Origin of the sequence: Accumulibacter sp. (genome assembly GCF_036625195.1) — a bacterium.
Classification (GTDB): Bacteria; Pseudomonadota; Gammaproteobacteria; order Burkholderiales; family Rhodocyclaceae; genus Accumulibacter.
Genome location: NZ_JAZKUG010000001.1, coordinates 140,498 through 166,487, shown reverse-complemented (window position 1 = coordinate 166,487; position 25,990 = coordinate 140,498). Strand labels below are relative to the sequence as shown.

20 protein-coding genes and 1 riboswitch are annotated in these 25,990 nt (G+C 66.9%); of the genes, 5 read left to right on the top strand and 15 right to left on the bottom strand.

From position 1 onward, the window contains the following. Positions 1-75: 75 nt before the first annotated feature. From V5B60_RS00735 to V5B60_RS00695, 9 genes are all read right to left on the bottom strand, one after another. Positions 76-384, bottom strand: a complete 309-nt coding sequence (locus V5B60_RS00735; protein WP_332345148.1) for an EscU/YscU/HrcU family type III secretion system export apparatus switch protein — start codon at positions 382-384, stop codon at positions 76-78. Next, a complete protein-coding gene (locus V5B60_RS00730) occupies positions 371-3,367 on the bottom strand; it encodes a tetratricopeptide repeat protein (protein WP_332345147.1) in 2,997 nt (998 codons plus the stop codon). Before V5B60_RS00730 ends, V5B60_RS00735 begins: the two co-directional genes overlap by 14 nt. Then, complete coding sequence (locus V5B60_RS00725; RefSeq protein ID WP_332345146.1) at positions 3,357-4,490, bottom strand: flagellar hook-length control protein FliK; 1,134 nt, start codon at positions 4,488-4,490, stop codon at positions 3,357-3,359. Before V5B60_RS00725 ends, V5B60_RS00730 begins: the two co-directional genes overlap by 11 nt. A 12-nt stretch (positions 4,491-4,502) precedes the next feature. Then, the gene (locus tag V5B60_RS00720) at positions 4,503-4,817 is read right to left on the bottom strand and encodes a flagellar protein FliT (RefSeq protein ID WP_332345145.1); all 315 of its coding nucleotides are present in this window, start codon (positions 4,815-4,817) and stop codon (positions 4,503-4,505) included. Then, complete coding sequence (fliS, locus tag V5B60_RS00715; RefSeq protein ID WP_332345144.1) at positions 4,814-5,227, bottom strand: flagellar export chaperone FliS; 414 nt, start codon at positions 5,225-5,227, stop codon at positions 4,814-4,816. Before fliS ends, V5B60_RS00720 begins: the two co-directional genes overlap by 4 nt. Further along, positions 5,228-6,655: a flagellar filament capping protein FliD gene (fliD, locus tag V5B60_RS00710; RefSeq protein ID WP_332345143.1), complete on the bottom strand. Its 1,428-nt coding sequence runs from the start codon at positions 6,653-6,655 to the stop codon at positions 5,228-5,230. Between the two features lie 40 nt (positions 6,656-6,695). Further along, positions 6,696-7,067: a flagellar protein FlaG gene (locus V5B60_RS00705; protein WP_332345142.1), complete on the bottom strand. Its 372-nt coding sequence runs from the start codon at positions 7,065-7,067 to the stop codon at positions 6,696-6,698. Between the two features lie 89 nt (positions 7,068-7,156). Further along, the gene (locus tag V5B60_RS00700; protein ID WP_332345141.1) at positions 7,157-8,911 is read right to left on the bottom strand and encodes a flagellin; all 1,755 of its coding nucleotides are present in this window, start codon (positions 8,909-8,911) and stop codon (positions 7,157-7,159) included. A gap of 382 nt (positions 8,912-9,293) precedes the next feature. Continuing rightward, positions 9,294-14,318 (bottom strand): M10 family metallopeptidase C-terminal domain-containing protein, encoded by a 5,025-nt coding sequence (locus tag V5B60_RS00695; protein WP_332345140.1) that lies wholly within the window; start codon positions 14,316-14,318, stop codon positions 9,294-9,296. 70 nt (positions 14,319-14,388) lie between these two features. Further along, positions 14,389-14,486: riboswitch (cyclic di-GMP riboswitch) on the bottom strand. 328 nt (positions 14,487-14,814) lie between these two features. Between V5B60_RS00695 and surE the strand changes: the two genes are divergently transcribed. Genes surE through rpoS form a run of 4 tightly spaced genes read left to right on the top strand, consistent with a single transcriptional unit; the run spans position 14,815 to position 18,213 of the window. Next, entirely contained in the window at positions 14,815-15,558 is a 744-nt protein-coding gene (gene surE, locus V5B60_RS00690; protein ID WP_332345139.1) for a 5'/3'-nucleotidase SurE, read from the top strand. Beyond that, positions 15,555-16,214 carry a protein-L-isoaspartate(D-aspartate) O-methyltransferase gene (locus tag V5B60_RS00685; RefSeq protein ID WP_332345137.1) on the top strand — a complete coding sequence of 220 codons (660 nt, stop codon included), beginning with the start codon at positions 15,555-15,557 and terminating at the stop codon, positions 16,212-16,214. Before surE ends, V5B60_RS00685 begins: the two co-directional genes overlap by 4 nt. 8 nt (positions 16,215-16,222) lie before the next feature. After that, on the top strand, positions 16,223-17,254 hold the full coding sequence (locus tag V5B60_RS00680; RefSeq protein ID WP_332345136.1) for a peptidoglycan DD-metalloendopeptidase family protein: 1,032 nt from the start codon (positions 16,223-16,225) through the stop codon (positions 17,252-17,254). A gap of 2 nt (positions 17,255-17,256) precedes the next feature. Further along, positions 17,257-18,213: an RNA polymerase sigma factor RpoS gene (gene rpoS, locus V5B60_RS00675; protein ID WP_332345135.1), complete on the top strand. Its 957-nt coding sequence runs from the start codon at positions 17,257-17,259 to the stop codon at positions 18,211-18,213. 34 nt (positions 18,214-18,247) lie between these two features. Here the strand turns inward: rpoS and V5B60_RS00670 are convergent, their stop codons facing one another. Then, complete coding sequence (locus tag V5B60_RS00670) at positions 18,248-18,781, bottom strand: glutaredoxin family protein (RefSeq protein ID WP_332345134.1); 534 nt, start codon at positions 18,779-18,781, stop codon at positions 18,248-18,250. A gap of 19 nt (positions 18,782-18,800) precedes the next feature. Next, the gene (locus V5B60_RS00665; RefSeq protein ID WP_332345133.1) at positions 18,801-20,897 is read right to left on the bottom strand and encodes a M3 family metallopeptidase; all 2,097 of its coding nucleotides are present in this window, start codon (positions 20,895-20,897) and stop codon (positions 18,801-18,803) included. 202 nt (positions 20,898-21,099) lie between these two features. Between V5B60_RS00665 and V5B60_RS00660 the strand changes: the two genes are divergently transcribed. Next, positions 21,100-21,297, top strand: coding sequence for a type IV pilin protein (locus V5B60_RS00660; protein ID WP_332345132.1), 198 nt, complete (start codon positions 21,100-21,102; stop codon positions 21,295-21,297). 286 nt (positions 21,298-21,583) lie between these two features. On the opposite strand, the gene V5B60_RS00655 is transcribed toward V5B60_RS00660, so the two are convergent. From V5B60_RS00655 to fba, 4 genes are all read right to left on the bottom strand, one after another. After that, the gene (locus V5B60_RS00655) at positions 21,584-22,360 is read right to left on the bottom strand and encodes a DUF2189 domain-containing protein (RefSeq protein ID WP_332345131.1); all 777 of its coding nucleotides are present in this window, start codon (positions 22,358-22,360) and stop codon (positions 21,584-21,586) included. A 61-nt stretch (positions 22,361-22,421) separates the two neighbouring features. Further along, positions 22,422-23,360, bottom strand: a complete 939-nt coding sequence (locus V5B60_RS00650; protein WP_332345130.1) for a phosphoribosylaminoimidazolesuccinocarboxamide synthase — start codon at positions 23,358-23,360, stop codon at positions 22,422-22,424. Positions 23,361-23,447: 87 nt separating this feature from the next. Continuing rightward, positions 23,448-24,770, bottom strand: coding sequence for a DUF3422 family protein (locus V5B60_RS00645; RefSeq protein ID WP_332345129.1), 1,323 nt, complete (start codon positions 24,768-24,770; stop codon positions 23,448-23,450). 53 nt (positions 24,771-24,823) lie between these two features. After that, positions 24,824-25,888 carry a class II fructose-bisphosphate aldolase gene (gene fba / locus V5B60_RS00640; RefSeq protein WP_332345128.1) on the bottom strand — a complete coding sequence of 355 codons (1,065 nt, stop codon included), beginning with the start codon at positions 25,886-25,888 and terminating at the stop codon, positions 24,824-24,826. Positions 25,889-25,990: the final 102 nt, after the last annotated feature.

The following is a 25,990-nucleotide window of genomic DNA, read 5'->3' as shown; positions in this document are numbered from 1 at the left end:
CGGCACGGCGTACCATGGCCTCGCAGCTTTGCCTCGGACCGTTCTGGCAACGAACGGCGCGCTGTCGTCGCAAGTCTAGCTTGCCGGCAAGCCCTCGAACAGGGGCGCTGGAGACGATGCCTGGCCATTCTCCAGCTGATAGAGCCAGGCCAGCAACTCGGCGACGGCTACGTACAGGTGTGGCGGGATATGCTGATCGAGATCGACCTGGAGCAGCAGCGATACCAGTTCTGCCGATTCGTGCACATAGACCCCATGCTCATGGGCGCGCGCGATGATCTGTTCGGCAACCAGGCCTCGCCCCTTGGCGACCACCCGCGGTGCCGCTTCGGCTTGGTTGTAGGCGAGCGCCACCACGGTCTTGCGCGCATCATCGGGTTGCATGGGCGTCACCATCGCTCTCTCGCAAGCGGCAGAACGTCAGCACTCCGGCCGTCCCTTCGGTTTCCCCCATGCGGTGCCGTATGCCAGTGTGCGGGAGGCAGCGCAGGTCGCCTTGCGTGCCGCGCGCTGGCCTGCTCCATGGCGCCGATGTTCGAGGGTCCGTAGACCGCGCCAGCGATGCGCAATCGGACACCGACGGTTGCTGGCAAGGGTTCTCCTGCATGTGGACGGATGGGGGATTTTCCCCATTCGCGCACCGGTCAGTGCAGCCGGACCTGTCGTGGGCGATGAATCCGGGCAGCCCGACATGTCCGAGAGTCGAGGCCGCGGCGCGTCCGGGAACCGTCGTGCCCGCGAGGGTCAACGTTGGCACGCCCATCCAGCAGGCGTGCAGGGTGGTCGTGCCGCCGGTGTAGGGGAAGGTGTCGAGACAGATGTCGACCTGCTGATGCAGCGCGAGATAGGCGTGCATGTCGCAACGCGGGTGGAAGACCAGTCGATCAGGGGCGATTCCGTTGCGGGCAAACTCGTCCGCCAGACGCTCGGCGTTCCGGTCCGGCCGCATTGCGGCGAGCAGCATGCTGGCGTCGGGCAGGGCGCGCAGCAGGGCGCTCCACAGAGCGACGACCGGTGGACTGATCTTGGTCGGGCGATTGAAGCTGCCGAAGGTGAGGTGGCCGCATGTGAGCGCGGGCAGCGGGGCGATGTCCGGTGCTTCGGCGAAGGGCAGAAAGGGCGCGCTGGCCGGCAGGCGGATGATCTTCTCGGTGAACTGGTGGTCGAACTCGCCGGGCGGGAGGAAGAAGCGGTCCGCGAGGAAATAGTCGACGGTTTGCAGGCCGGTGGTTCCGGGGTAACCGATCCAGCTTGCCTGTATCGGCGCTGGCTTGAGGGCGAAGGTGGGCAGACGGTGATGCGCGGTGTGACCGCTGAGGTCGATCAGGATGTCGATGCCGTCGGCACGGATCTGCTCCGCCAGATCAGCGTCGCTCAGGTCGGCCACAGGTTGCCAGTGCGCGAAGTGCCGACGCAGGCGCTGCGTGACGTGATCCTCCTGCGCATGGTTGTAGTAGGCATGCAGCGCCAGGCTGGGGTAGCCGGACAGCTCGACGAGAACCGGCTCGATGAAGCTGGCGACGGCATGGTTGCGGAAGTCGGCGGAGACCAGACCGACGTGCAGGCAGCGGTCTGGGTCGCGCCGATTGTGGTGTGGCCGGCGGTGGTCACGCCAGGGTGCCTCGATCATCTCGCCGAATTGCCGATGCTCGGCGAACAGTGCTGCGGCGTCGATCGCCTGATGGTGACTGAGGGTGTAGAGCAGGTTGCTGCGTGCCAGCAGCGAATCGGGTTTGAGCCGAATCGCCCGCCGCAGCGCGGTATCGGCTTCGGGGTAGCGTCCGAGTGCGGTCAGGACGACGCCCAGATTGAGATGCGCATTCGCGAGATCGGGTGCGAGGGCGATTGCCGAGCGGTAGCTCGCCTCGGCTTCGTTGAGTCGATCGGCTTGGTTGAGCACGTTGCCCAGGTTGTAATGCGCTACGGCGAAGTCCGGACGGCAGGCGATCGCTTGCCGCAGATCCGCTTCGGCGTCTTCGAGCCGATTCCGTGCGCGCCGCGAGGCCGCGAGGACGACCATGGCTTCGGCGAAATCCGGCTGGCAGCTGATTGCCGATTGCCAGGCGCTTTCCGCCTCTTCGCTTCGCTTCTGCTCGTCCAGGTTGTTGCCCAGGTTGTAGTGCGCGGCGGCGAGATCCCGCTTGAGCAGCAATGCCTGGCGCAGTGCGGCCTCACCCTCGCCGAACTGGCCCTGGACGGTCAGGACTTCGCCGAGGTTGCAGTACGCTTCCGGATAGTCCGGCTGTAGCGCCAGCGCGCGCCGGTAACAGGTTTCCGCCTCCTGCAGGCGGCCCTGCGCCTTCAGGTTGCGACCCAGGTTGTTGTGGGCCTCGGCGAGATCCGGCTGCAGCGCCAGTGCCCGTTGGTACGCACTCTCGGCATCCTGCAGGCGGTCGAGTTCCATCAAGGCGTTGCCCAGGTTGCCGTGGGCGAGAGCGAAGTCGGCGCGCAACTCCGTTGCGCGCTGGTAGCTGATCACGGCATCCTCGTGTCTCCGCTGCAACAAGAGGGTATTTCCGAGGTTGTAGTGCGCTTCGGCGAAGTCGTCTCTGACGGCGAGCGCGCGCCGCTGGCAGCCTTCGGCCTGCGCCAGCTGGCCAAGGTCAGCGAGCACCAGACCGAGATTGCTGAGAACCTGTGCGTCTTCTGGCAGCAGATCGGCCGCGCACTGCATCGCGGCCAAAGCTTCCGCGCCGTGGCCCTGCGCCTTGAGCAGGGCGCCGAGAATCTTCCAGCCGAGACCATCCTGCGGATGGGCTTCCGTCAGACGGCGTGCGACCACTTCGGCGGCGGCGTACTCGCCGCGCTGGTAGAGATCGATCGCCGCAGCGGCCTGCGTCGCGCTCGACCCGTCCGTGGCGTCCGATCCGGCTGGTGGCCGTGCGGCGGCGCGCGCGGCGGTCGCTCCGCCTGGCCCGCGCCGGGCTTCCTTTCGTTCGCCACGGGTGACCGGGGTTGATGCCAGTTGCCGTCGCAGCTCCTCCACTTCGGCGCCGTCGAGCCCATGCTGCTCACCGAGCCCGAGAACCTCGCGCGCTTGGCAAGCTTCGCCGCTGCGCAGCAGCGCGTCGATGTAACTCAGCCAGTGGAGGCGGGACTGCGGGTCCGCTGCCAGCGCAGCCATGAAGTGCGGCAGCGCGGCAGCTGGCTGCGTACCTTCGACCTGCAGGACGCCGAGCCCGTGGTTGGCGGCTGCATGCTCGGGTTGCGCCAGCAGGATGGCACGGTAAAGTTCCTCGGCTTCACGCACGAGTCCTGACTGATGACACTGGCGGGCCTTCGCCAGTGCCCGCGACAGCGTTTCGTCGAGGCCGATGGCCGGTGGCGCAGTGCTGTCCAGCGCCGAGCTGTCCAGTTCAGCCGGCAAGTCTTGCATCCTCGCCAGTCGCCGTGCGCTCGGCGAAGGAAACCCCAGTGAGGGCGATGCCGGCCCGCTCCATCTGTTGTCGGAGGACAGTCGATCCGTCGCGCAGGAGGGCGGTCACCTCCGGCCCGGCGGCGGTGACGGTGATGCTGAGTCGCTCCCTGACGAGGGACAGCCGGGCATCCACCTCGCCCAGCAGGGGCAGGTTCAGCAGCAGGCGCGTCTGCCAGGGGGCATCGTCCTCGGCAGCGGCGGCAGCCGAGCGCTCAGGTGGGCTCCCGATCTCCCAACGGATGTCCTGCCCGGGCCAGATCTGGCCTTGCCACGAGTAGACCTGTGTCGCGTAGGCTTCGAGTTGCTGCTGCACGATCGCCTGCGCCTGTGGCGCCACTGGCGACGGTGCGGGCGCCGGTGCCTGGCCGAGCGGGGCCGCGCTGCCGGCCTCGCGCGCCGGTAGGGGTGGCAAGGTGCCGCTGGCGGCGCGCACGACAGGTTCGTCGCCGGGCACGACACGCGCCGGTGCTGCCGTGTCGGCCGGCAACGGACTGAGCCTGCCCTGCGGCTCGGCCAGCAGCTGTGCCTTGGCATGGCGTCCGTCGATCCATTGTGCCTGGTGTGCCTCGTAGAACATCCCGCTGCGACTGATCGCCTGCTGCAGCAGCGGCAGCAAGTCCTGGCCCTGGCGCGGCGGACTGGGAGCAAGCGGCTGGTTCTCGTTCAGCGGCAGAGCCTGCGAACCGGTCCGGCCGGAGCGGCTGCCGTCGACCAGCAGGCTGCCGATCAGCTGCCCGGTGCGACTGAGCGTCGTCGCCGCCGATTCGCCATCGGCCGCCGCCGTCCTGCCGCCGGCCACGACTGCCAGCGTCAGCCGGCCATCGCTCTCGGCCACCTCGAGTTCGATCGCGTCGCCCGTCTGGGCGGCAAAGGGCAGCGCGAGCGTCACGCTGCGCTGGTTGATCATGGCGCGGTAGCTACCGTTCGGCAGCAGGGCCTGAATCTCGGCCAGCAGTCTCTGGCCGACGACCAGCCCGGTGAGCCGGTCGGCGATCTCCTGTGCCGGCGGCGTCGGCCGCAGCGCCAAGTCGGCCGCCGGTTGCAGGCGGTTGGCGAAATCAGTACGAATCATCGCCGCCGGGGGTCAGCGTTCGGAGTGGGCAGGGCGGTTCATCACGCCTGCCGGCTGGCGGAGCACGACGCGCAGTTCGGCCTGCCGGCGGGCAACCAGAGCGCTGATGCCGGTGTCGCATCGCTGGCAGCTCTCGATCAGTGTCCGGGCCTCGTCCGCGGCAGCGGCCGGCAGCTCGGCGGCGAAGTCGGCGGGCAGGGCCGCGATCAGCGTCCGCCGCTGCGCATCATGCTGCAGCAGCGATTCCCAGTCGCTGCCCCGGGCATCTGCCAGCATCACCTGCGAGAGTGAGGACAGTTGCTGCAGGGCTCCCAGAGTGGGGTTCATGCCACCGACTGCTGCAGGCGATCGGGCGAGATTTCACGCCAGGCACTGTGAATCTCCTCGAGCAGGCTGGCGACCTCTTCCAGCGCCGCCAGGTCATTGTCGAGGTTGGCGCGCAGCAGACGCAGGACCAGATAGTCGTACAGGGCGTCCAGTCGCTCGGCGATCTCGCCTCCCTTTTCCAGGTCAAGGCTGATCTTGAGGCCGTTGCCAATGATGTCGATGGCTTTCGAGATGGCTTCGCCCTTGGCGGCGATCTGCTGCTGCTGCATCGCGGCGCGCGCATTGCCGATGGCTGCTTGGGCACCGGCGAAGAGCAGCAGGATCAGGCGATACGGATCGGCGACCTCGATGGCGGCGTCCACCCCGACCTTGCGGTAGGCGGAAATCGCATTGCGGGCATTGGCGAACATTCAGGACCCCTGGTTGTAGGTGGGCAGGTTGGCGAGCTGCTGTTGCAGGAAGCTGCTGGTCTTGGTCATTCCCGCCATCAGCGTATCGAGCGCAGTGAACTGCCTGCGATAGCGGGCCTCGATCTGTGTCAGGCGGGCCGCGATGATCTCCGACTGCTGACCGAGGCCCTTGATCGAAGTGCTCAGCCCCTCGCTGCGTGCGGCGATGAGGCCACCGACGCCGGTCAGTCCTTCGGTTGCCGTGCGAAACGCCTTGCCATACGCAGCGACGAGGTTGGCAACACCGGTGAGGTCGTCGCTGATCGCCTTGCTCAGATTTGTCGCGTCGACGTTCAACTTCCCGTCCTTCTGCAAGGTGACGCCGATGTCCGTCAGACGTTGCAGGCTGGCGCTCGCCAGTTCTGTCGGCACCGTGCCGAGCGCTGTCCGGACGTTCTCCTGTGCGTTGCGCAGCGTGCTGTCGCCATTGAGTGCGCCAGCCTTCTTCGTCGCTGCGTCGTAGCTGCCGAGGCTGCTGGCGGTGGTGTGGAACTCGTTGAAGGCCTTGACGAGCGCGTTGACGCCATTGTTCAGGCTGGTGGTGTCGCGGCTGATCGTCAGCGTCGTGCTGACTGAGGTCGCCGGCAGTTCGGGACCCTTGAGCAGGTTGATCGTCACGCCGTCGATCGCCGTCGTCACGGTGTTGCTGCTTGCTTCGACGGCGATGCCGTTGAGCTTGAAGGCGGAGCCCTGCGCGGCCTGCGTCTGGGCGAAAGGATCGGTGGCCGGTACCGGCGTCGCGTTCGGGTCGTAGGCGAGGCCAGGAATCCCTGCCAGCGTGACGATCTGATTGCTGCCCGCGGCATCGCTGGTCAGCACCAGTTGCTTGCCGGCCGTGCCGTTGATCACCACTGCCGAAACGCCGGCACTGGCAGAATTGATGGCATCACGGACATTCTCCGGCGTCGCGCCGTCGGCAATCGTGATCGCCGTGCTCTTGTGCGGGCTGCTGCCGCCAGCGCTGTCGAGCGATAGCGTCAGGGTGCCGCCGGTGGGCAGCGTCGTGCCGGTGCCGGAGAAGGGACTGGCGGCCCCGGTCGCGCTGGCGATGACATGCTGGCTGGCGAGGCGCGTCACCTCAAGCCGGTAGCTGCCGGCGACGGCGCCCGACGAAGCGCTCGCCGAAGCGATCGTCGCGTCGCTGAGTGCTGTCCGGAAGACCGAGAACTTTTGCAGCGGCGTCGAGCCGGTCGCCGGGACGAGGTTGCCGGCTGCCGTCTGCAGCGCCGAGACGGCGCTCTGCAGTGACCCGAGGGCCGAGATCTTGGCCTGGAATCCCGCTTCCTTCTTCGCCAACGCGGTCAGCGGGCGCTGCTCGAGCGCCATCAGTTGGCTGACGATGCTGTTGACGTCGAGATTCGAGCCCAGGCCCGGTGATGAAATCGCCATCGGCTTCTCCCGTGCTACTCAGTGGCTGGCGCGACCGCGTTCAGGCCGATTGCTTGACGAAGAGCCCCTTGATACTGTCGAGCGTTTTGGCGATGGCGATCATTTCGGCCGACGGCATCTGGCGGATCACTTCCTTGGTGCTGCGGTCGATGATCTTCACCACCAGTTGTCCGGTGTCATCATTCACGCTGAACTCGATGTCGCTGTTGATCGGCTGTACGAAGCTGCGCACACTTTCGGTCGCCGCTTCGAGTTGTTCGCGGGCCGCGGGCTGCAGCTTCGCCGTCGGTAACGGCTCGCGCCCGGCGGCGATGCCAGCCCCTTCGCCAATCCGCTTCGCTTGGTGTTCGGCCAGATTGGGCATCGGCTGGGCATGCGCGGTCAGCGAAGTGCCGCTAGGCTGGATGTTCATCTTTCACTCCTTCGGCAAGTGGCTTCGGGGGCGTCGTCGTGTTGCCACGTTCACGCCCCCGATCTTACCCCCAAATTGGCGGCGGATGCTTAGCCGCGCAGCAGTGAGAGCACGTTCTGCGGCAGGGCATTCGCCTGTGCCAGCATCGCCGTGCCGGCCTGCTGCAGGATCTGCGCCCGCGACAGGTTGGCGGTTTCGGTCGCGAAGTCGGCGTCCAGTATCCGGCTGCGCGAGGCCGACAGGTTCTCGGACGTCGCGGCGAGGTTGCTGACGACGCTGCTGAACCGGTTCTGCACGGCACCCAGGTTCGCGCGGCTCGAGTTGATGTTGGCCAGTGCCGAATCGATCGTCGAGATGGCGTTGGAGGCACCGCTCGCCGTGCGCAGATCGACGCTTGCGATGCCGGCGCCGAACGTGGCCGTCGCCGCCGTGTAGCCGGCCGTCAGGTTGGTCGAAGCGATGTTGGCGCCACCGAGGTTGATGCCGGCGCTGCTCGTCGAGGACAGCTTGACGCCACCGTAAGTGTTGCTGACCGAACCGGTAGCGAAGCCGAAGTTGGTCGTGTCCGCCGTACCCGCAGCCTCGACGGTGATCGTGCGCCCGTCGGCAGCCGTCATGCTGACCTTCATGCTGCTGCTGTCAAAGGTGGCGGTGACACCGGTCTGGTTCGACACGGCGTTGATCGCGGCGACGACGTTGTTGCCTTGGTCAGTGAAATCGGCCGCGACACCAGCCGAGATCGCTCCGAGCTTGACGCCGTTGATCTTGATGTAGTTCGTCGCACCGCCGTCGACTGCGGCGTTGGCCGTGATCGCGCCGCCGGAGACAGTGCTTGCCGTCGCGACAGCAGAAACCCCGGTCTGGCCGGTGACTGTATTGAAGGCGGCGGCCTTGGCGATCGCGCTGTCGGAACCGACCTTGGTCGTTCCGGCGGTCAGGCCGGTTTCCGTGGCGGTCGCAGTACCCGCGAGTTCCACCTTGATGTCGTGACCATCGATCGAAGCGAGTGTGAGCACGCCGGCACTGGCCGATGCGACGACGCCGGTCGTTCCCGTCTGCCCGTTGATTGCCGTGGCCACGGCGGCAGCCTGTGCGGTCGCATCCGCGCCAGCCGTGACGGAACCGACGGAGACACCGTTGATCTTGAGGTCGCCATCGGCCAGAGCGCCGGTGGCGGTGACCAGGCTGGCCGTGTAGCTCACCGAACTCGACACGCCGTCGGTCAGCGACGGGCCGACGCCGTAGCCGTTGACCGTGATGCCGCCGGTGGAGATGGCGCCGTTGCTGACCGTTGCCGAGAGCGAGGTCACGTACGACGAATTGGTGCCGACGCCCAGCGAATCCGCCTTGGCGCTGGCGATGGTGCTGATCGAGATCTGCTCGCCGGTGTTGGCGCCGATCTGGAACGATTGCGAGTTGAAGGTACCGTCGAGCAGCTTGACGCCGTTGAAAGCGGTCTGGCTGGCGACCGTGTTGATCTGCTGCACGAGCTGGTCGACTTCCTGTTGCAGGGCCGCCCGGTCGGTGGCGGTGTTGGTGGCGTTGGAGGCCTGCACGGCCAGCTCACGCATCCGCTGCAGCGATTCGGTGACGCTCTGCAGGCCACCTTCGGCCGTCTGCGCCAGCGAGATGCCGTCGTTGGCATTGCGCGAGGCCTGGTTGAGGCCGTTGATCTGCGAGGTCATGCGCGCCGAGATGGCGAGGCCGGCGGCATCGTCCTTGGCGCTGTTGATGCGCAGGCCCGACGACAGGCGCTGCAGCGAGCTGGCCAGCGAGTTCTGGGAGCTGTTGAGGCTGCGTTGCGAGTTCAGCGACGCGACGTTGGTATTGATGATTTGCGGCATTTTCCTTCTCCTGTCGAGATCAGATTGACTTCGGTTGCCGGTGACCTCTACGTCTTCCGGCTCATCCCCGGTAGCGAGTTTTGCCCGCTGACATTTCCTGTAACGACGTGCGGCGAAGGAACTTTAGGTTTTTTCCCGCGGCCGGGCGTATGAATTTCCCAGCGGCACGGCGGCACGGAAGTTGAGTGTTCCGGTGCCATCCGGCGATGAAACCACTCGCTTCTGGAGATGCGCCGGCAGGCGGCGAGGTGGCCCTGGCGACGGTCGCCGGCGTGCCGCAGGTCGGTTGGCCAGATCCGGGTGATCGGGATTGCCCGGTATGCAGCAGGCTTCGCTGCATACCGGGCAGTGCGCAGGCAGTGCCCCGGAGCGGGGCCGCCGCTCAGGCGATCAGGGCAAAGTCGGCATGACTGAGCAGCGGATGGGTCTCGGCGCCGATGATGGCGATGGCAACCGCGGCGCCGCTGCCGTTGCCGTCGGCGTCGTAGAAGAGCTCACCGCTCGTCGTGTTGTAGATGATGCGGTCGGTCGCGTCGTGTGCCCGCGTGATGCCGGCGCCGGAGTGGAACTGGTCGGCGCCCAAGCCGCCCGGACTCGATCCGAGCGCGCGGAAGATCGCCAGGCTCAGTTCGATCGTGTCGCTGTTCGGGCTGAAGTCGGTCAGCAGATCGCGGTTGCTGGATGCGCTGGGTGCCTGATCGAGGACGAAGCGGTCCGCTCCGGCACCACCGGTCAGGCTGTCGTTGCCGCTACCTCCGATCAGCCGGTCGTTGCCGCCACCGCCGATCAGCCGGTCGGCGCCGCCACCACCGCTGATCGTGTCGGCGTTGGCGGTTCCGATGAGGGCGTTGGCGCCGGCGTTGCCGACGATCGACAGCGAGTCGCCGACCAGCGCGGCGTCGACGTTCAGCGCGACGGTGCCGCTGCTGGCTGCGACCTCGCCGAGTCCGCTGCCGATCACCACGCGCTCGATGCCGCTGTCGCCGGCGAAGAGCGTGAGCGTGCTGGCGGCGGTTGCTGCGAAACGGATTTCGTCTATGCCGCTCGAGCCGCTGTCGGCAATCTCGACTGCCGGATGATCGCTCGCCGCGGCAATCAGATAGAGGTCCGAGCCCTCGCCGCCGTCAAGCACGTCGATACCCGCCTTGCCGTCGAGCAGGTTGTTGCCGGCGTTGCCGCGCAGCGTGTTGGCGAGGGCGTTGCCGGTGGCGCCGAGATTGCCGCTGCCCTCGAGCACGAGGTTCTCGACGAAGTTGCCGAGGGTCCAGCTGATGCTGCTGCGCACGGTATCGCTGCCGCCGCTGTCGACCGGGCTGCTGGCTGTCGCCGTTTCGAAGACCTTGTCGGCGAGGTTGTCGACGACGTAGGTGTCATCGCCGGCGCCGCCGAACATCGTGTCGGCGCCGAGACCACCGTCCAGGAGATTGGCGCCGCCGTTGCCGGTCAGGACGTTGTTCAGGGCGTTGCCGGTGCCGGCGAGTTCCGCGGATCCGAGCAGTGTGAGCTTTTCGAGGTTGGCTCCCAGCGTCCAGGAGGAACTCGTTTCGATCGTGTCGATCTCGCTCGCCAGGGTGGACGTCTCGATGACCGAATCGCTCGTATCGGCGACGTAGACGTCGTTGCCTGCACCGCCGATCAGGGTGTCGCTGCTGCCACCGCCGATCAGCCGGTCGGCGCCCGCGCCGCCGTCGATGCGGTCGGCGAAGGCGGTGCCGGTGAGGACGTTGGCGCCGGCGTTGCCGACGATCGACAGCGCGTTGCCGACGAGTGCGGCGTCGATGTTCAGCGCGCCCGTGCCGCTGCTGTTCGCGGCTTCGCCGAGCCCGCTGCCGATGACCACGCGCTCGACTCCGACGTCACGGGGAAGGAGCGTCAGCGTGCTGGCGGCGGTCGCCGCGAAACGGACTTCGTCGATGCCGCTTGAGCCGCTGTCGGCGATCTCGGCCGCCGGATGGTCGCTCGCCAGGCCGATCAGGTAGATGTCGGAACCTTCGCCGCCGTCGAGCACGTCGATACCCGCCTTGCCGTCGAGCAGGTTGTTTCCGGCGTTGCCGCGCAGCGTGTTGGCGAGGGCGTTGCCGGTGGCGCCGAGGTTGCCGCTGCCGCCGAGCAGAAGGTTCTCGACGAAGTTGCCGAGGGTCCAGCTGACGCTGCTCTCGACCGTGTCGGTGCCGCCGGCATCGACACGGCTGCTGGCGCTCGCCGTTTCGTAAACCACGTCGCCGGCGCTATCGACGACGTAGCTATCGTTGCCTGCGCCACCGAACATCGTGTCGGCGCCAGCGCCGCCGTCGAGGCGGTTGGCGCCGCTGTTGCCGGTCAGCACGTTGTTCAACGAGTTGCCGCTCGCCACCAGGTCGGCGCTGCCGAAAAGTGAGAGATTCTCGAGGTTGGCGGCGAGTGTCCAGTTGACGCTGCTGACGACCGTGTCGATCTCGCTCGCCAGCGTCGAGGCCTCGATGATGGTGTCGGCGGTGTGGTCGACGACGTAGGTGTCGCCGCCGTTGCCGCCAGTCAGCGTGTCGACGCCGGCGCCGCCGTCAAGACGGTTGGCGAGGGCGTTGCCGGTGAGGACGTTGGCCAGATCGTTGCCGATCAGGTTGTTGGCGAAGCTGCCGACGACGCTGGCGTTGTCGACGTCGGCGCCGAGGACGAAGCTGGCTCCGTTGGTGTTGATCGCCACGAGGACGCTGTCGCTGCCGGCGTTCGCTGCCTCGATGACGACGTCGCCGATGTGGTCGACGAGATAGACATCGTCGCCGTCGCCACCGACTAGCTGATCGGCGCCGCGCTGGCCGTCGAGCGTGTCGTTGCCGTCGGCGCCCTCGAGCCGGTTGCTCTGGGCGTTGCCGCGGAGCAGGTTGGCGGCGCCGTTGCCGATCACGCTGAACGGTCCGTTGCCGCGCAGCTCGACGTTCTCGAAGTGGGCGAGGATGCCAGTCAGGCTGATGGATTGCGGCGCCGAGCTGGCGTAGACGATCTGCAAGCTGTCGTTGCCTTCGCCAGTGCCCTCGCTGACGTTGGCCAGCTCGGCCGCGGCGTTGAGGACATAGGTGTCGTCGCCGGCACCACCGGCGAAGGTGTCGATTCCGGCCTGGCCGTCGAGGACGTTGTTGCCGCTGTTGCCGCTCAGACGGTTGGCTTGGGCGTTGCCGGTGCCGTTGACGCCTGCCGCGCCGGTCAGCACCAGTTCCTCGAGGTTGTTGCCAAGCACGAAGCTCACCGACGAGAAGACCCGGTCGGTGCCACCGGTTGTGCTGCTTTCGACGACGACATCGCCGACGTCGTCGACCACGTAGCTGTCGTTGCCGGCGCCGCCATTCATCAAGTCGGCGCCGGCGCCGCCGTCGAGGAGGTCGTTGCCGGCATCGCCGACGAGGTTGTCGGCGCCGCCCAGTCCGTAGAGTTCGTCGTTGCCAGGCGTTCCGGTGAGCTGGTTGCCGCTGGCGTCGCCAGTCATCGCCCTGCCGGCGAAGGTGGCAGCCTGCAGCGTGTAGCTGCCGCTACCGCCGCGTGCGTCGCGGGCGAGCAGGTAGTAGGTGCCCGTGGTGGTCACGGCATGGATGATCTGTGCGCTGCTGGTTTCGGCGGCGGCGTTGTCGTTGCTGGCGATCGGCGACGGCAGGGTGGCCGCCGTGGTCGGGCCATGCAGCGACAGGTACGCATCCACTGCCGATCCCGGTGCCTGGAGATCGAAGACGTAGGTCGTTCCGGCGCTGAGGCTGACGGCAAAGAGGTCGCGGTCGGTGGAACGTTCGAGCCAGCCGCTGAGCGGCTCGCCGCCGACGGCCAAGGAGCCGGCAGTGGCAGGCGTGGCGCCGTAGTCGTCACTGTTCGCCGTGTCGTCGTTCAGGATGGTGCCGGTTGCGCTCGATGTCCTGAAGCCGAGGCCGGACGACGGGTTCGACAGGGTGACGACGAAGGATTCGTTGGCCTCGATCACGCGGTCGCCCTGCACCGTGACCGTGATGGTTTTCTCCGTCTCGCCGATCGCGAAGGTGATGCTGCCCGAGGTCGGGCCGGAGAAATCGGTTGCCGGATCGGTCGGCGAGCTTCCCGTTCCCTGCACACTCCAGCTCAACGTCTGCACCGACGCGCTGGCGGTGTTCAGCTTCACCTTGTAGGTGAAGACCGCTGCGCCGCTATGGCCTTCGAGCTGCTGGGCGACGTCGGCGCTGATCGACACCAGCGAGCGCAGCGAGCTACCGCCGAGGAGCTCGCTGAGCGACTTGCTGCCGTCGGCAAAGACGAAGAGCTCCATCTCACGGACGGTATCCGAGCCGCTGACGGTACCGTAGAAGTTGAAACCGACATTCTCCGTATAGGTGTAGGTGTAGCTGCCATAGCTGCCGCCGAAGACGACGCTGTCGTTGCCGTCGCCGCCGTCGAGCAGGTCGTCGCCGAGGCCGGCGATGAGGACGTCGTCACCGTCGCTGCCAAACAGGCTGTCGTTGCCGGCGCCGCCATCGAGCCGGTTGGCCAGCGCATTGCCAGTGATCTGGTCTGCCGCCGAACCGCCGACGGCATTCTCGATGAAGCACGAGTAGGCGATGGCGATGTTGTTCGTCATGCTGTTGCCGGACGAGAACGAGCCCGGCGCCAGATTGATCATGCAGTTCGTGTCCCAGCCACTGAGGTTGAGCGTATCGACGCCAGCGGCGTCGTAGATCGTCAGGATCGGATTGGCGTTGACGGTGAAGTCGAAGATCGCCGCCATCGAGCCGCTGACGTTGCTGCCGAAGCCATAGACCGTGTCGCCGGTGCGGGTGGTCGTGTCGGCGCCGTAGATCGTCTGGATGGCGAGGACGTCGTTGAGCATCGGCGTCTGCGGTGAGTAGGTGCGGCCGTCGCGACCGACCCAGTCCGCCCAGGCGATCTGGCTGCTGCTGCCACGGCCGGTGTTGGGGCCGAAGTACGACATCACCGAGTAGACCTGGCTGTCCTGGAACGACGATGGCGTCCAGTTGCCCGTGCCGTTGTACTCGCCCATGTGGTCGAGGCCGAAGGCGTGTCCGAGTTCGTGTACGTAGACCTGGAAGGAGTACTGGCCGACCTGCGGCGACATCAGATCAGCGTAGGCGCGGTTGAACCAGACGCTGCCGATCGACGGATAGTAGGCATGGGCGTAGCTGACGCCGGTGCTCGAGGTGCCGATCTCGATGTTCGAGTTGCCTGGGCTGGTGCGCACGAGGTTGGGCGCGATGAGGTCGTCCCAAGTCTGCAAGGCACGTTCGGCGGCTGTCTGTTGCGCGACATTGAGGCCGACGAAACCGGGCAGCTCATTGTTGCCGCCGTAGATGCCGGAGGCCGTCGTCGGAAAAGCGTAGGTGATGGTCGACCCGCTCCACCGGTATCCAGAGATCAGCTGGTCCAGGATCTGTTGCTGGGTCCACGATGCGAGTGCCATATCGACTCCCTCTGCCGCGTGGACGCAAAGCTGGAGGAGGCACTCGATCAGCGCAAAGGGCGCGCGCCATTCGGGCAACCCGGCCACCCTTCCGAGCCGTTGTGGCAACTCGGGGTAGGGTCCGTGGCTTTGCGTCCGGAGGTTTCCCTCCGTTTGCCATTGACAGGGTGCAAGGACCGACCACAATGGCCAGACTCGCACCCACCGAAAAACGCTGTCACTCTAATCCAGCGGCGGCAGAAAGTAAAGCGGAATCCGGAACGAAGCAGGGCGAATCCGTGTCGGAATTCACGTTTGCCTGGCTACGGGCCGCGGTTGCCGGCAGCCGGTGGCAAGCGGGACCCTGGCGCGAGACCCGCTGCGTGCTTTGAGCAAACCCGGCAGGTCGCTATAATGCACGGCGGCTGGGCGGGTAATCCGGGACCTCACCCTCGTGGCCCGCCAGATGGTGCTTGCCTTGTGGCTTGTCGGTGTGCGACACCTTTCCTGAATCGAGATGCGGATCCTGCTTTGCAATGATGATGGCTATTTCGCACCAGGAATCGAACACCTGGCGCGGGCACTGGCCGATGTCGCCGAGATCACCGTCGTTGCGCCCGAGCGCGACCGCAGCGGTGCCAGCAACTCGCTGACGCTCGATCGCCCGCTGTCGCTGAAACGGGCGGCGAACGGGTTCTACTATGTCAACGGGACGCCGACCGACTGTGTCCATCTGGCGGTCACCGGCATGCTCGAACAACTGCCGGACATGGTGATCTCGGGCATCAACATTGGTGCCAACATGGGTGACGACACGATCTATTCGGGCACCGTCGCCGCCGCCACCGAGGGTTTCCTCCTCGGCGTGCCGTCGCTGGCTGTTTCGCTGTGCAGCAAGACCGGCGGTCATTTTGCGACCGCCGCCCGGGTCACGCGCGAACTGGTCCTGCTGCTGCAGCGGCAGCCCCTGCGTTCGCCGGTCCTGCTCAACGTCAATGTTCCCGATGTCAGCCATGAGGAACTGGCGGGCATCGGCGTCACCCGCCTCGGCAAGCGCCACAAGGCGGAGCCGGTGGTGCGCACGATCTCGCCGCGCAATGAGACGGTCTTCTGGGTCGGTGCTGCCGGCGAGGCACAGGATGCCGGCGAGGGCACCGACTTTTTCGCCGTGCAGAACAACCAGGTATCCGTGACGCCGTTGCAGATCGACCTCACCCACACGGCCCAATTGTCGCTGGTGCGCTCGTGGCTGGCGCAATGAGCGGCGCCGTTGCCGGTTTCGGAATGACTTCGCAGCGCACGCGCACGCGCATGATCGAGCGCCTGCGCGAACAGGGAATTGCCGATGAGGAGGTGCTGGCGGCGATTGCCGCCGTGCCGCGACACGTCTTCGTCGAGGAGGCACTGGCGTCGCGCGCCTACGAGGACACGGCACTGCCCCTGGGCTTTTCGCAGACGATTTCGCAGCCCTACGTCGTGGCGCGGATGATCGAGGCGTTGCGTGCCGGCCGTCAGCGACTCGGCAAGACACTCGAGATCGGCGCCGGCTGCGGCTACCAGGCGGCGGTTCTGGCGCAGTTGACCGACGAGGTCTATGCGGTCGAGCGGATCGGACCATTGCTCACCAAGGCGAGGGCCAACCTGCGCGCGATCGGCAAGTCCGAGGTTCGCCTCAAGCATGCCGATGGACAGCTCGGTCTGGCGGAGGCGGCGCCCTTCGACACGATCATCGTCGCGGCGGCGGCGGCCCGCGTGCCACCGCCGCTGCTGCAACAACTGGCGGAGAATGGCCGCCTCATCCTGCCGCTCGGTGCGAGTGCGCAGCAACTCGTGCTGATCGAACGAGGCCGCGAGGGATTGGTCGAGTCCCGCCTCGACACCGTGCGCTTCGTTCCGCTCCTGTCGGGGGTCCAATGAAGGATCAGGTGCCTCTCCCAGCTCTTCCGATTCGTCTTCTGGCGGTCCTGCTGGCGGTGCAGCTCGGTCTGGCAGGCTGCGCCGGCAAGGGGTCGGCGCCGGCCGAGGAGACTGCGCGGGTGCCGGCGCGGCAGGCGGGGCCCGCGACCCCGGGCAGCCGGGACGGCTACGTCGTCAAGCGTGGCGACACGCTTTATTCGATCGCGCTGGATCACGGGCTGGACTACCGGGAACTGGCAGCGTGGAACAACATCGACAATCCGAACCGGATCCTGGTCGGTCAGGTGCTGCGCGTCCGGGCCCCAGGCGCGGCTCCTGCCGCCGAGGGGGTCGTCGTGCGGCCGATTGCCGCCGGCGCGGCGGTCGAACAGCGACCACTGACGGCGAGCGCTCCGCCGGCTGGCGAACAGCGTTCGCCAGCCGCGGCGGCGGACCTGTTCAAGCGGGCGCCGCTGGCAGGCAAGGAGCCCTACTCGGAGCAAGCGCTGGCACGCGCGCAGGCGCAGGCAGCGGAGCCGGTAGTGGCGGTGGCTCCCGCGGCGGCAAAGGCGGAAGCCAGGCCCGAGGGCAAGCCCGAGGTGAAGACCGAGATGAAGCCCGAGGCCAAGGCGGAGGCCCGGCCGGAGGCGAAGGCTGACAACGAGGCCCGCAGCGGTGACGCCTCCGGCAATGACGAGGTCAGCTGGATGTGGCCGGCGAACGGCAAGCTGGTCGCCACCTTCAGCGAGGGCGGCAACAAGGGAATCGACATCGCAGGCAAGGCTGGCGACAGCGTCGTGGCTGCCGGCAGTGGCAAGGTCGTTTACAGCGGCAGCGGTTTGCGTGGTTATGGCAAGCTGGTGATCGTCAAGCACAACAACACCTTCCTGACGGCCTACGCGCACAACCAGAACGTGCTGGTCAAGGAGGGCCAGTCGGTGGGCAAGGGGCAGAAGATCGCCGAAATGGGCAACACCGACGCCGACCAGGTCAAGCTGCACTTCGAGATCCGGCGTCAGGGCAAGCCGGTCGACCCGCTGAAGCTCCTGCCCGGACGCTGATCATGCCCGCTCCCTACGACGCCGGGTTGGATCCTTTCGCCGACGAGATCGAGGCGGAGCAGTGGGCCGCTGGCGAAGCCGATCCGGTGCCCGAGGTCGTCGATTCGCTGCCGTCAGCCGAGGCCGAACTGCTCAACGACGTGACGCAGCATTACCTCAACGAGATCGGCGCCAAGCCGCTGTTTTCACCGGCCGAGGAGGCCAATTGGGCGCGCCGGGCGCGGTCCGGGGATTTCCTCGCGCGGCAGAAGATGATCGAGCACAACCTGCGGCTGGTGGTCAACATCGCCAAGCATTACCTGAACCGTGGTTTGCCGCTGCTCGACATGATCGAGGAGGGGAATCTCGGCCTGATCCACGCCATCGAGAAGTTCGATCCCGAGCGCGGCTTTCGTTTTTCGACCTATGCGACGTGGTGGATCAGACAGGCCATCGAGCGCGCGATCATGAACCAGTCGCGGACGATTCGCCTGCCGGTACACGTGGTCAAGGAGATCAACCTCGTCCTGCGGGCGATTCGCCATCTCGAGGTCGCCAGTGGCCGTGACATCTGCATCGACCAGATTGCCCACCTGATCGATCGGACCGGTGACGAGGTGCGGCGGGTGATGGCGCTGAACGAGCGGATCGCTTCGCTCGATGCGCCGCTGCAGGTCGATCCCAGCCGAACGATCGGCGACGTGATTCCCGACGAGCAGTTGCTCGAGCCCGACGAGCTGCTGCAGGCCAACGAGATCGGCGATCTCCTGGTGCGCTGGCTGGCGCAGCTGGGTGACAAGCAACAGGAGGTGCTGCAGCGTCGTTACGGGCTGGGCGGAATCGAGCCCTGCACGCTCGAGGAGATCGCCCTCGATATGAACCTGACGCGCGAGCGGGTGCGCCAGATCCAGATCGAAGCCATCGATCAGTTGCGGCGCATCATTCGCCGCGGCGGCGGCACCGCCGACAACCTGCTCTGACGGGCACGCGCGGCGGCCGCTTTGGCGTCGACTATCACGGGCTGCGCGCGGCGGCCGGCCGGTTGCCGCGGGCGGGGTAGCCGGCGGCATCGAGCAGGGAATTCCAGCTGGGCGCGTCGAAGCCGCGCAGGTGCTGGCGGCCGACGCTGACGCTGGGAAAGGCCGCTTCGCTAGCGAGCAGGCGGCTGAGATCGGCAAATTCCTCCTCGCTCCTGAGTATCTTCTCCGTGAATGGGACGTCACGCTGCCTGAGCAGCTCACGCGCGTCCTGGCAGCCCGTTCCACAGCGCTCTGTGGTGTAGAGCACGACGGGAAACTTCTCGCTCGCCTGGCGCACGGCATAGGGGAGCGGTCGCTCCTCGCTGCTGCTGGCGCTCGTCGTGGATCGGCTGACGTTCCTCGCGCCTGGCGGCGGCGGCATGTCGGAGATGACCGTGCCGCCGGTGCTCGGGTCGACCCAGCGATAGGTGATCGTCTCGGCGCTGGCGCCGGCGCTGGTCAGCAGCAGCCAGAGCAGGGACAGGGCAAGGAAGAAGCGGCTGCCGCCGCGGATTGTCGGTGTGCACATGCGGTTGGTCCCTTGCTGTTCAGGCCGCGACCATCCCGCAGTGACGCAGCAGGGCGTCGACTTGCGGCTCGCGACCGCGGAAGGCGCGGAAGCTGTCGATCGCCGGCCGGCTGCCGCCAACCGAAAGGATCTCGCGCAGGAAGCGCTCGCCGGTCCTCCGGTCGAATGGGTTTTCGGCCTCTTCGAAGGCGCCGTAACAGTCGGCCGAAAGAACCTCGGCCCACTTGTAACTGTAGTAACCGGCGGCGTAGCCGCCGGCAAAAATGTGCGAGAAGCCGTTCGGGAAGCGGTGCCATGGCGGCGGCACGAGGACGGCGACTTCGCGCCGCACTTCGGCAAGCAGGTCGAGCACGCTGCGCTCGCCGGCCGGATCGAAGTCGCTGTGCAGCAGCAGGTCGAAGAGCGAGAACTCGACCTGCCGCAGCATCTGCATGCCGCTCTGGAAATTCCTTGCCGCCAACATCCTGTCGAAGAGCGCACGCGGCAGGCTTTCGCCGCTGTCGATGTGGGCGGTCATCCCTTCCAGGACTGTCCACTCCCAGCAGTAGTTTTCCATGAACTGCGAGGGCAGCTCGACGGCGTCCCATTCGACGCCGTGGATTCCCGCAACGCCCGCTTCGTCGACCTGCGTCAACAAGTGGTGCAGACCATGGCCGGTTTCGTGGAACAGGGTGCTGACTTCGTCGTGGGTGAAGATCGCCGGTCGCGGCTGTCCGTCCCTCTCGCCGACCGGTCGCGAGAAGTTGCAGTTGAGGTAGGCGACCGGCTTCTGGATGGTGTCGCTGCTGCCGTCGGGCGACTGCAGGCCAATGCGGCGGCGGCCGATCGCTTCGTCCATCCAGGCGCCGCCGCGCTTCGTCTCGCGCGCGTAGAGATCAAGGTAGAACTGCCCGACGAGTTCGCCGGCTGGGTTCTCGATGCGGAAGAAGCGAACGTCCTCGTGCCAGACGGGCGCCCGGTCGGGCCGCAGGCGGACATCGAACAGGCTTTCGATGACCGAGAACAGGCCGGCAAGAACCTTGTCCTCGGTGAAGTACTGCTTCACCTCCTGCTCGGAGAACGCGTAGCGCGCCTGCAGCAGCTTTTCCGAGACATAGGCAACATCCCAGGCCTCCATTGTCGGCAAGCCGAGTTCGCCACTCGCGAAGGCACGCAGGTCGGCGACGTCCCTTTCGGCGAAGGGCCGTGCCCGGGTTGCCAGGTCGCGCAGGAAGGCGAGGATCTGGGCGACCGAGTCGGCCATCTTGGGCACCAGCGAGACCTCGGCAAAGCTGCCGTAGCCGAGCATCCGCGCCTGCTCATGACGCAGTTCGAGAATCCGCCGGATCAGCGGGGTATTGTCGAGCTCGGCCGGGCCGGACTCGGCGGCACGTGTGGCATAGGCACGGTAGAGCGTGGCGCGCAGGCGACGGCTGTCGGCGTACTGCATCACCGGCAGGTAGGATGGCATGTGCAGGGTGAACTTCCAGCCGCTGCTGCCGTCGCGCTCGGCGGCCTCGCGCGCCGCCTGACGCACGTCGTCGGGCAGGCCGGCCAGTTCGCTGGCGTCGGTCACCAGTTCGCTGAAGGCGTTGGTCGCGTCGAGCAGGTTCTCGGAGAAGCGTGCCGCCAGCTGTGCCAGTTCTTCGCTGATTTCCTGGAAGCGCGGCTTGCTCGCCGCCGGCAGCTCGGCGCCCGCCAGGCGAAAGTCGCGCACCTCGTGCTCGACGACCCGCTGCTGCGCCGGCGACAGGGTGGCGAACTCGCTGCCGGCGGCGATCGCCCGGTACTTGGCGAACAGTTGCAGGTTCTGACCGACCTCGGCGTAGAAGCGCGAGACCTCAGGCAGCATCCGGTTGTAGGCGTCGCGCCATGCCGGCACGTCGTTGACCGAGTGCACATGGCCGACGATTCCCCAGGCGCGCGCCAGCTGCTCAAAACCGTCGGCCAGCGGCGCCGCGAAATCCGACCACGTGGCGGCGACGGCAGCGGACGCGAGTCGGTCGACCAGGCTGCGGCAGCGCGCGAGCAACTCGGTGATCGCCGGCTGCACATCGTCCGGTGACAGCAGGTCGAAACGCGGCAGTCCGGAAAGATCGAGCAGCGGGTTGTCCTGCAGGCTGTTGGGCTGGTTCATGGTGTTTCCAGGTGGGAAGAGGGCTCTGTCGGTGCCGGCGGCCGGTGCCGGTGCGAGTGCTGGCTATTGTACTAGGTCGCGCTGGGAGCGCCACGTGGCATGGCCGAGCGGCGCCAGGTGACGGCGGGTCTGCGCACCCCTGTCCGTACGATGGCATGGAACTTGCTGGCGGTCGCATGTCTTCACTCAAGAGCAACGGGACATGTTTCAGAAGACCAACAGGCCGTCCGGGGGATTCACCCTGATCGAGTTGATGATCGTCCTCGCGATCATCGGCATTCTGTCCGCCATCGCAGTGCCCCGGTTCGCCGAGTTCGTCGCGAAAGGGGAGGACAAGGCGGCGCAGACCGATGCGCGCAATCTCCTGATGGCAGCCACTATTGCGAGTTCGGCGCAGTAGGAGCATTCCCGGTCGTGCGGCTGGCACGGCAGGAAGTGCGTGCGCCGCGACCGCTGCGGTGGGGCAGGAGGGGTCAAGCTGACGATTCTTGGCAGTCGGGTGACGCGGATGGGCCGCCTGGATCGCCTCTTCGCCGACGGCACCCTGTCGCCGATGACCCGCCCCACTTCGTCCTGGCCCGTCTCCAGGGAGCTCGAGCCGGTCAAGGAACGACCCGGCATGGTCTCACCCGGGTTGGCAAGTGAGCGTTGCTGGCGGCGACGGCCGGCGCCCGTGAGGCTGTCGCCTATTCCACCAGCTCGCGATAGGCGTGCCAGGTCGCGTGGCCGAGCAGCGGCATGAGGACGACGAGGCCGAAGAACAGGGTGAGGAAGCCCAGCGCCGTCAGGACGACGACGGTCGCGCCCCAGACGAGCATCGGCAACAGGTTGGCGTCGACGGCGCGCAGGCTGGTGCGGATGGCGGTGCCGACGGTCACCGGTCGGTCGAGCAGCATGGGGACCGAGACGACGGTCAGCGAAAATACCAGCAGCGCCTGGATTCCCCCGGCGAGAATCCAGATCAGCAGCAGGTCGCGGTGCTCGACCGAGAGATGAATCTCGGCCAGCAGGGCCAGCAGGTCGGGAGCAATTCCGGGCGCCAGGAAGGCGAACAGGAAGCTCGAGACCCGTTCCCACGCGAGGCCGAACAATGCCAGCAACAGCCCCAGCTTGGCCAGCTCGATGGCGTTGCGTCGACCACCGGAGAGCGAGCCGATGAAAGTCGACTTGTGGCCGCTTTCCAGGCGCCGGCTGATCTCGTACAGGCCACCGGCGAGCAGCGGGGCGACGAGGAAGAAGCCAGAGGTGGCGACGATGAAGATCTGTCCGTTGCGCCAGGCGAAGATGGTGATCAGGTCGCCGGCAATGGCGAACAGCAGGCCATAGGCGAGACTGGCGATCGGGTTGGCGAGCAGGTCGCGCCAACCCGCAGCGAGCCAGGCCAACGGCCGGCCGACGCCGACGCTGCGTACCGCGGGCACCGAATCATGGCGCTCGGTTGTTGGGCTTGTCTCCACACGCATGCGCACTCCTTCTGCGAGAGGGGCGCTGACCGCGGCGATGCGCGGTGCGCCGGGCAGTCGATCAGTCGATGAATGTCTCGCCGGTCAGCCGTTCGCAGGCTTCGACGTAGCGGGCGCGTGTGCCGGCGAGCACCTCGGCCGGCAGGCGGGGGGCCGGGGGCCGCTTGTTCCAGGCGAGTGTTTCCAGGTAATCGCGCACGTACTGCTTGTCGAAGGATGGCGGGCTGAAGCCCTCGCGATGGGCGTCGGCTGGCCAGAAGCGTGACGAGTCCGGGGTCAGGGCCTCGTCGATCAGGTGCAGGACGCCGCTGGCGTCGAGTCCGAACTCGAACTTGGTGTCGGCGATGATGATGCCGCGGGCGGCCGCATGTGCGGCGGCGGCAGTGTACAGTGCGACGGCTGCCTCTCGTGCCTGCCCGGCGACCTCCCCGCCGCTGCGTCCGTTGGCCGGCAGCAGGTCGGCGAGTGCGCGTGCGCATTCGGCAGCAGCGCGTTCGAAGGTGATGTTCTCGTCGTGATCGCCGAACGCCGCCTTGGTCGCCGGCGTGAAGATCGGCTGCGGCAGGCGGCTGGCGAGTTGCAGGCCGGCGGGCAGGGCGATGCCGCAGACGGCGCCGTTTGTCTGGTAATCCTGCCAGCCGGAGCCGATCAGGTAGCCCCGCACCACCGCCTCGATCGGCAGTGGCCGCAGGCGCTTGACGACCAGCGCACGCCCGCGCACCTGCCAGCGTTCGTCGGCAGCGACGACCGACTCCGGGTCGATGCCGGTGAGCTGGTTGGGGATGATCGCCGCGAGGCGGTCGAACCAGAAGCGGGCGAGGCGCGTCAGCACGCGGCCCTTGTCAGGCACCGGGTCGGGCAGGACGACGTCGAAAGCCGACAGGCGGTCGCTGGTGACGATCAACAGACGGTCGCTGCCGACCCCGTAGATGTCGCGCACCTTGCCGCGGCCGAGCAGCGGCAGACTGGTGATGCTCGATTCGAACAGGGCTGCGCTCACGTTCTTGTTCCGGGGGGCTGCGATGGCGGGAGAGACGGTCGAAGCCCGCGATTATAGGACAGAAAGCGCGCGGCCCGGCGGTGCCTCTCAATGCGCGGCGTCTTCCCTCTGCTGCAGCCGCCGGCGCAGGCGGCGGATGCCCAGCAGGGCGCAGGCTGCGATCGGCGGAATCGAGGCCGCCGTCGCCAGTTCGGGCGAGATCCACGGCAGCAGGTGCGCGCCACCCTTGGCGAGATAGTGCACCAGTTGCGAAGCGTAGTAGGTGATGGCGACCACCGACAGTCCCTCGACGGTCTCCTGCAAACGCAACTGCAGGTGGGCGCGCCGGTTCATTTGCGTCAACAGCTGCTGGTTCTGCCTTTCGACCTCGACGTCCACGCGCGTGCGCAAGAGCTGGCTGGTGCGCGCCAGTCGGTCCGACAGCTCGTCCTGGCGGCTGGCCATTGCCTTGCAGGTCTGCATGGCCGGCAGCAGACGACGCTGCATGATCTCGTGAAAGCTTGGGCAGCCGCTGACGCGCGTCTCGCGCAGCTCGCTGATGCGCTGCATCACCAGCTCGTGATAGGCGCGCGCGGCGCCAAAGCGGAAGGTGGTACGCGCCAGCGAATGCTCGACCTTCGCCGCCAGTCGCGTCAGCTCGCCGAGAACCCGGCTCTCGTCGCTCGGCGAACTGGCCTCACCGATGTGGTCGACCATCGTCGCCAGGTCCTCTTCGGCGTCATGCATCCAGGCGCCGATCTCGCGCGCCACCGGCAGCGCCAGCAGTGCCAGCAGGCGATAGGTCTCGATCTCGAGCAGGCGCTGTACCGTGCGCCCCGCCTGCCGTGGGGTCAGCGAGCGGTCGAGGACGAGAAAGTTCGTCGCGTCCTGCTCGAGCATGAAATCGGTGAATGCCCAGGCAGCCTGGTCGGCAACCTGGGCTGCGATCATCTGCCGACCGGTCGGGGACAGGTTGCCGGTGACCGATTGCGGCGAGACTTCGTTCGCCGATCGCAGCTCCACGTGGGTGGCGACGATCAGTCGTCCGGGTATCCCGTCCAGGTACGCGCGCGGCAGCAGGTCGAGTGCGCGGGTGGCTGCCGCGGTCTCGTCAACGGCGGCCGGCGAGCAGAACACCGTGTGGCAGGAAAACTCCGTGTGCCGCTCCCAGCGCAGGATGAAGCCGGCACCGGCGAAGAGGACCGAGTCGCCCGAGCCGCTCAGCCGGTCCATGCCGGCTTGACGGGCGGCGTCGTGGACGCGCTGGCCTTCGGCCGCGAGCGAGGCGGCATCGTGGGTGAACGCGAGGTGCGAGACGAGAACCGGCGCCACCAGGGGGGGCGCCGGGCGGGCATGGAACTCGTCGTTGAGCAACTGGCGCAGCGGGTGCTGCGCGAGGCCGGCAAGTGGCTGCTCGGGCTGCGGTGCCATCGGTCAGGAAGCGGCTGCAACCCTCGCGAGCGCCGCAGCCGCTGCTTGCTCGATCAGACGACGGTCTGCTTCAGCTCGCCGCTACGGTAGCGTTCGGCCATCCGGTCGAGCGGGATGACCTTGATCCGGCTCGCCTGACCGGCGGTACCGAAGGCCTCGAAGCGGGCGCGACAGATCTTCTTGGCCGCCTCGCGCGCCGGCTTGAGGTAGTCGCGTGGATCGAACTTGGTTGGATTCTCGGCGAAATAGCGGCGAATCGCCCCGGTCATCGCCAGACGGATGTCGGTGTCGATGTTGACCTTGCGCACACCATGCTTGATTCCGGTGACGATCTCTTCGACCGGCACGCCGTAGGTTTCCTTCATGTCGCCGCCGAACTGGCGAATCTCCTCGAGCAGTTCCTGCGGTACCGACGACGAGCCATGCATCACCAGGTGGCAGTTCGGGATGCGCTGGTTGATCTCGCGGATGCGGTCGATCGCCAGGATGTCGCCGGTCGGCTTCTTGCTGAACTTGTAGGCGCCGTGCGAGGTGCCGATGGCGATCGCCAGTGCGTCGCACTGCGTCTGCCTGACGAAATCGGCTGCCTGCTCGACGTCGGTCAGCAGTTGCTCGCGGGTCATCGTGCCTTCCGCGCCGTGCCCATCCTCCTTGTCGCCGCGCATCGTTTCCAGCGAGCCGAGGACGCCCAGTTCACCTTCGACCGAGACGCCGATGGCATGGGCGAATTCGACGACCTTGCTGGTGACCTCGACGTTGTACTCATAGGAGGCGACGCTCTTGCCGTCGGCCATCAGCGAGCCGTCCATCATCACCGACGAAAAGCCGGAGCGGATGGCCGACATGCAGACGGCCGGCGACTGGCCATGGTCCTGGTGCATGACGATCGGGATGTGCGGATAGGCTTCGAGTGCCGCGAGGATCTGGTGGCGAAGGAAGGGCTCGCCGGCGTACTTGCGGGCGCCGGCTGAGGCCTGCATGATCACCGGCGCGTCGACCTCGGCGGCGGCTTCCATGATCGCCCACACCTGTTCCATGTTGTTGACGTTGAAAGCGGGCAGACCATAGCCGTTCTCGGCGGCGTGGTCGAGCAATTGACGCATCGATACGATTGGCATGATTGTCATCTCCAGTTGTTGCCCGCCGTGGCGGGCGGGGCAAGCCGCCTGTGCGGCTTGCCGGGAAGAATGGTCCGCATGGAGCGAGCAGAGGATGCCGGA

Coding starts and splice junctions, on each gene's coding strand:
- V5B60_RS00725 (WP_332345146.1), bottom strand. CDS start 4,490: ATGATTCGTACTGATTTCGCCAACCGCCTGCAACCGGCGGCCGACTTG.
- surE (WP_332345139.1), top strand. CDS start 14,815: ATGCGGATCCTGCTTTGCAATGATGATGGCTATTTCGCACCAGGAATC.
- V5B60_RS00705 (WP_332345142.1), bottom strand. CDS start 7,067: ATGAACATCCAGCCTAGCGGCACTTCGCTGACCGCGCATGCCCAGCCG.
- fliS (WP_332345144.1), bottom strand. CDS start 5,227: ATGTTCGCCAATGCCCGCAATGCGATTTCCGCCTACCGCAAGGTCGGG.
- V5B60_RS00700 (WP_332345141.1), bottom strand. CDS start 8,911: ATGCCGCAAATCATCAATACCAACGTCGCGTCGCTGAACTCGCAACGC.
- fba (WP_332345128.1), bottom strand. CDS start 25,888: ATGCCAATCGTATCGATGCGTCAATTGCTCGACCACGCCGCCGAGAAC.
- V5B60_RS00670 (WP_332345134.1), bottom strand. CDS start 18,781: ATGTGCACACCGACAATCCGCGGCGGCAGCCGCTTCTTCCTTGCCCTG.
- V5B60_RS00665 (WP_332345133.1), bottom strand. CDS start 20,897: ATGAACCAGCCCAACAGCCTGCAGGACAACCCGCTGCTCGATCTTTCC.
- V5B60_RS00735 (WP_332345148.1), bottom strand. CDS start 384: ATGCAACCCGATGATGCGCGCAAGACCGTGGTGGCGCTCGCCTACAAC.
- fliD (WP_332345143.1), bottom strand. CDS start 6,655: ATGGCGATTTCATCACCGGGCCTGGGCTCGAATCTCGACGTCAACAGC.
- rpoS (WP_332345135.1), top strand. CDS start 17,257: ATGCCCGCTCCCTACGACGCCGGGTTGGATCCTTTCGCCGACGAGATC.
- V5B60_RS00695 (WP_332345140.1), bottom strand. CDS start 14,318: ATGGCACTCGCATCGTGGACCCAGCAACAGATCCTGGACCAGCTGATC.
- V5B60_RS00685 (WP_332345137.1), top strand. CDS start 15,555: ATGAGCGGCGCCGTTGCCGGTTTCGGAATGACTTCGCAGCGCACGCGC.
- V5B60_RS00660 (WP_332345132.1), top strand. CDS start 21,100: ATGTTTCAGAAGACCAACAGGCCGTCCGGGGGATTCACCCTGATCGAG.
- V5B60_RS00645 (WP_332345129.1), bottom strand. CDS start 24,770: ATGGCACCGCAGCCCGAGCAGCCACTTGCCGGCCTCGCGCAGCACCCG.
- V5B60_RS00720 (WP_332345145.1), bottom strand. CDS start 4,817: ATGAACCCCACTCTGGGAGCCCTGCAGCAACTGTCCTCACTCTCGCAG.
- V5B60_RS00655 (WP_332345131.1), bottom strand. CDS start 22,360: ATGCGTGTGGAGACAAGCCCAACAACCGAGCGCCATGATTCGGTGCCC.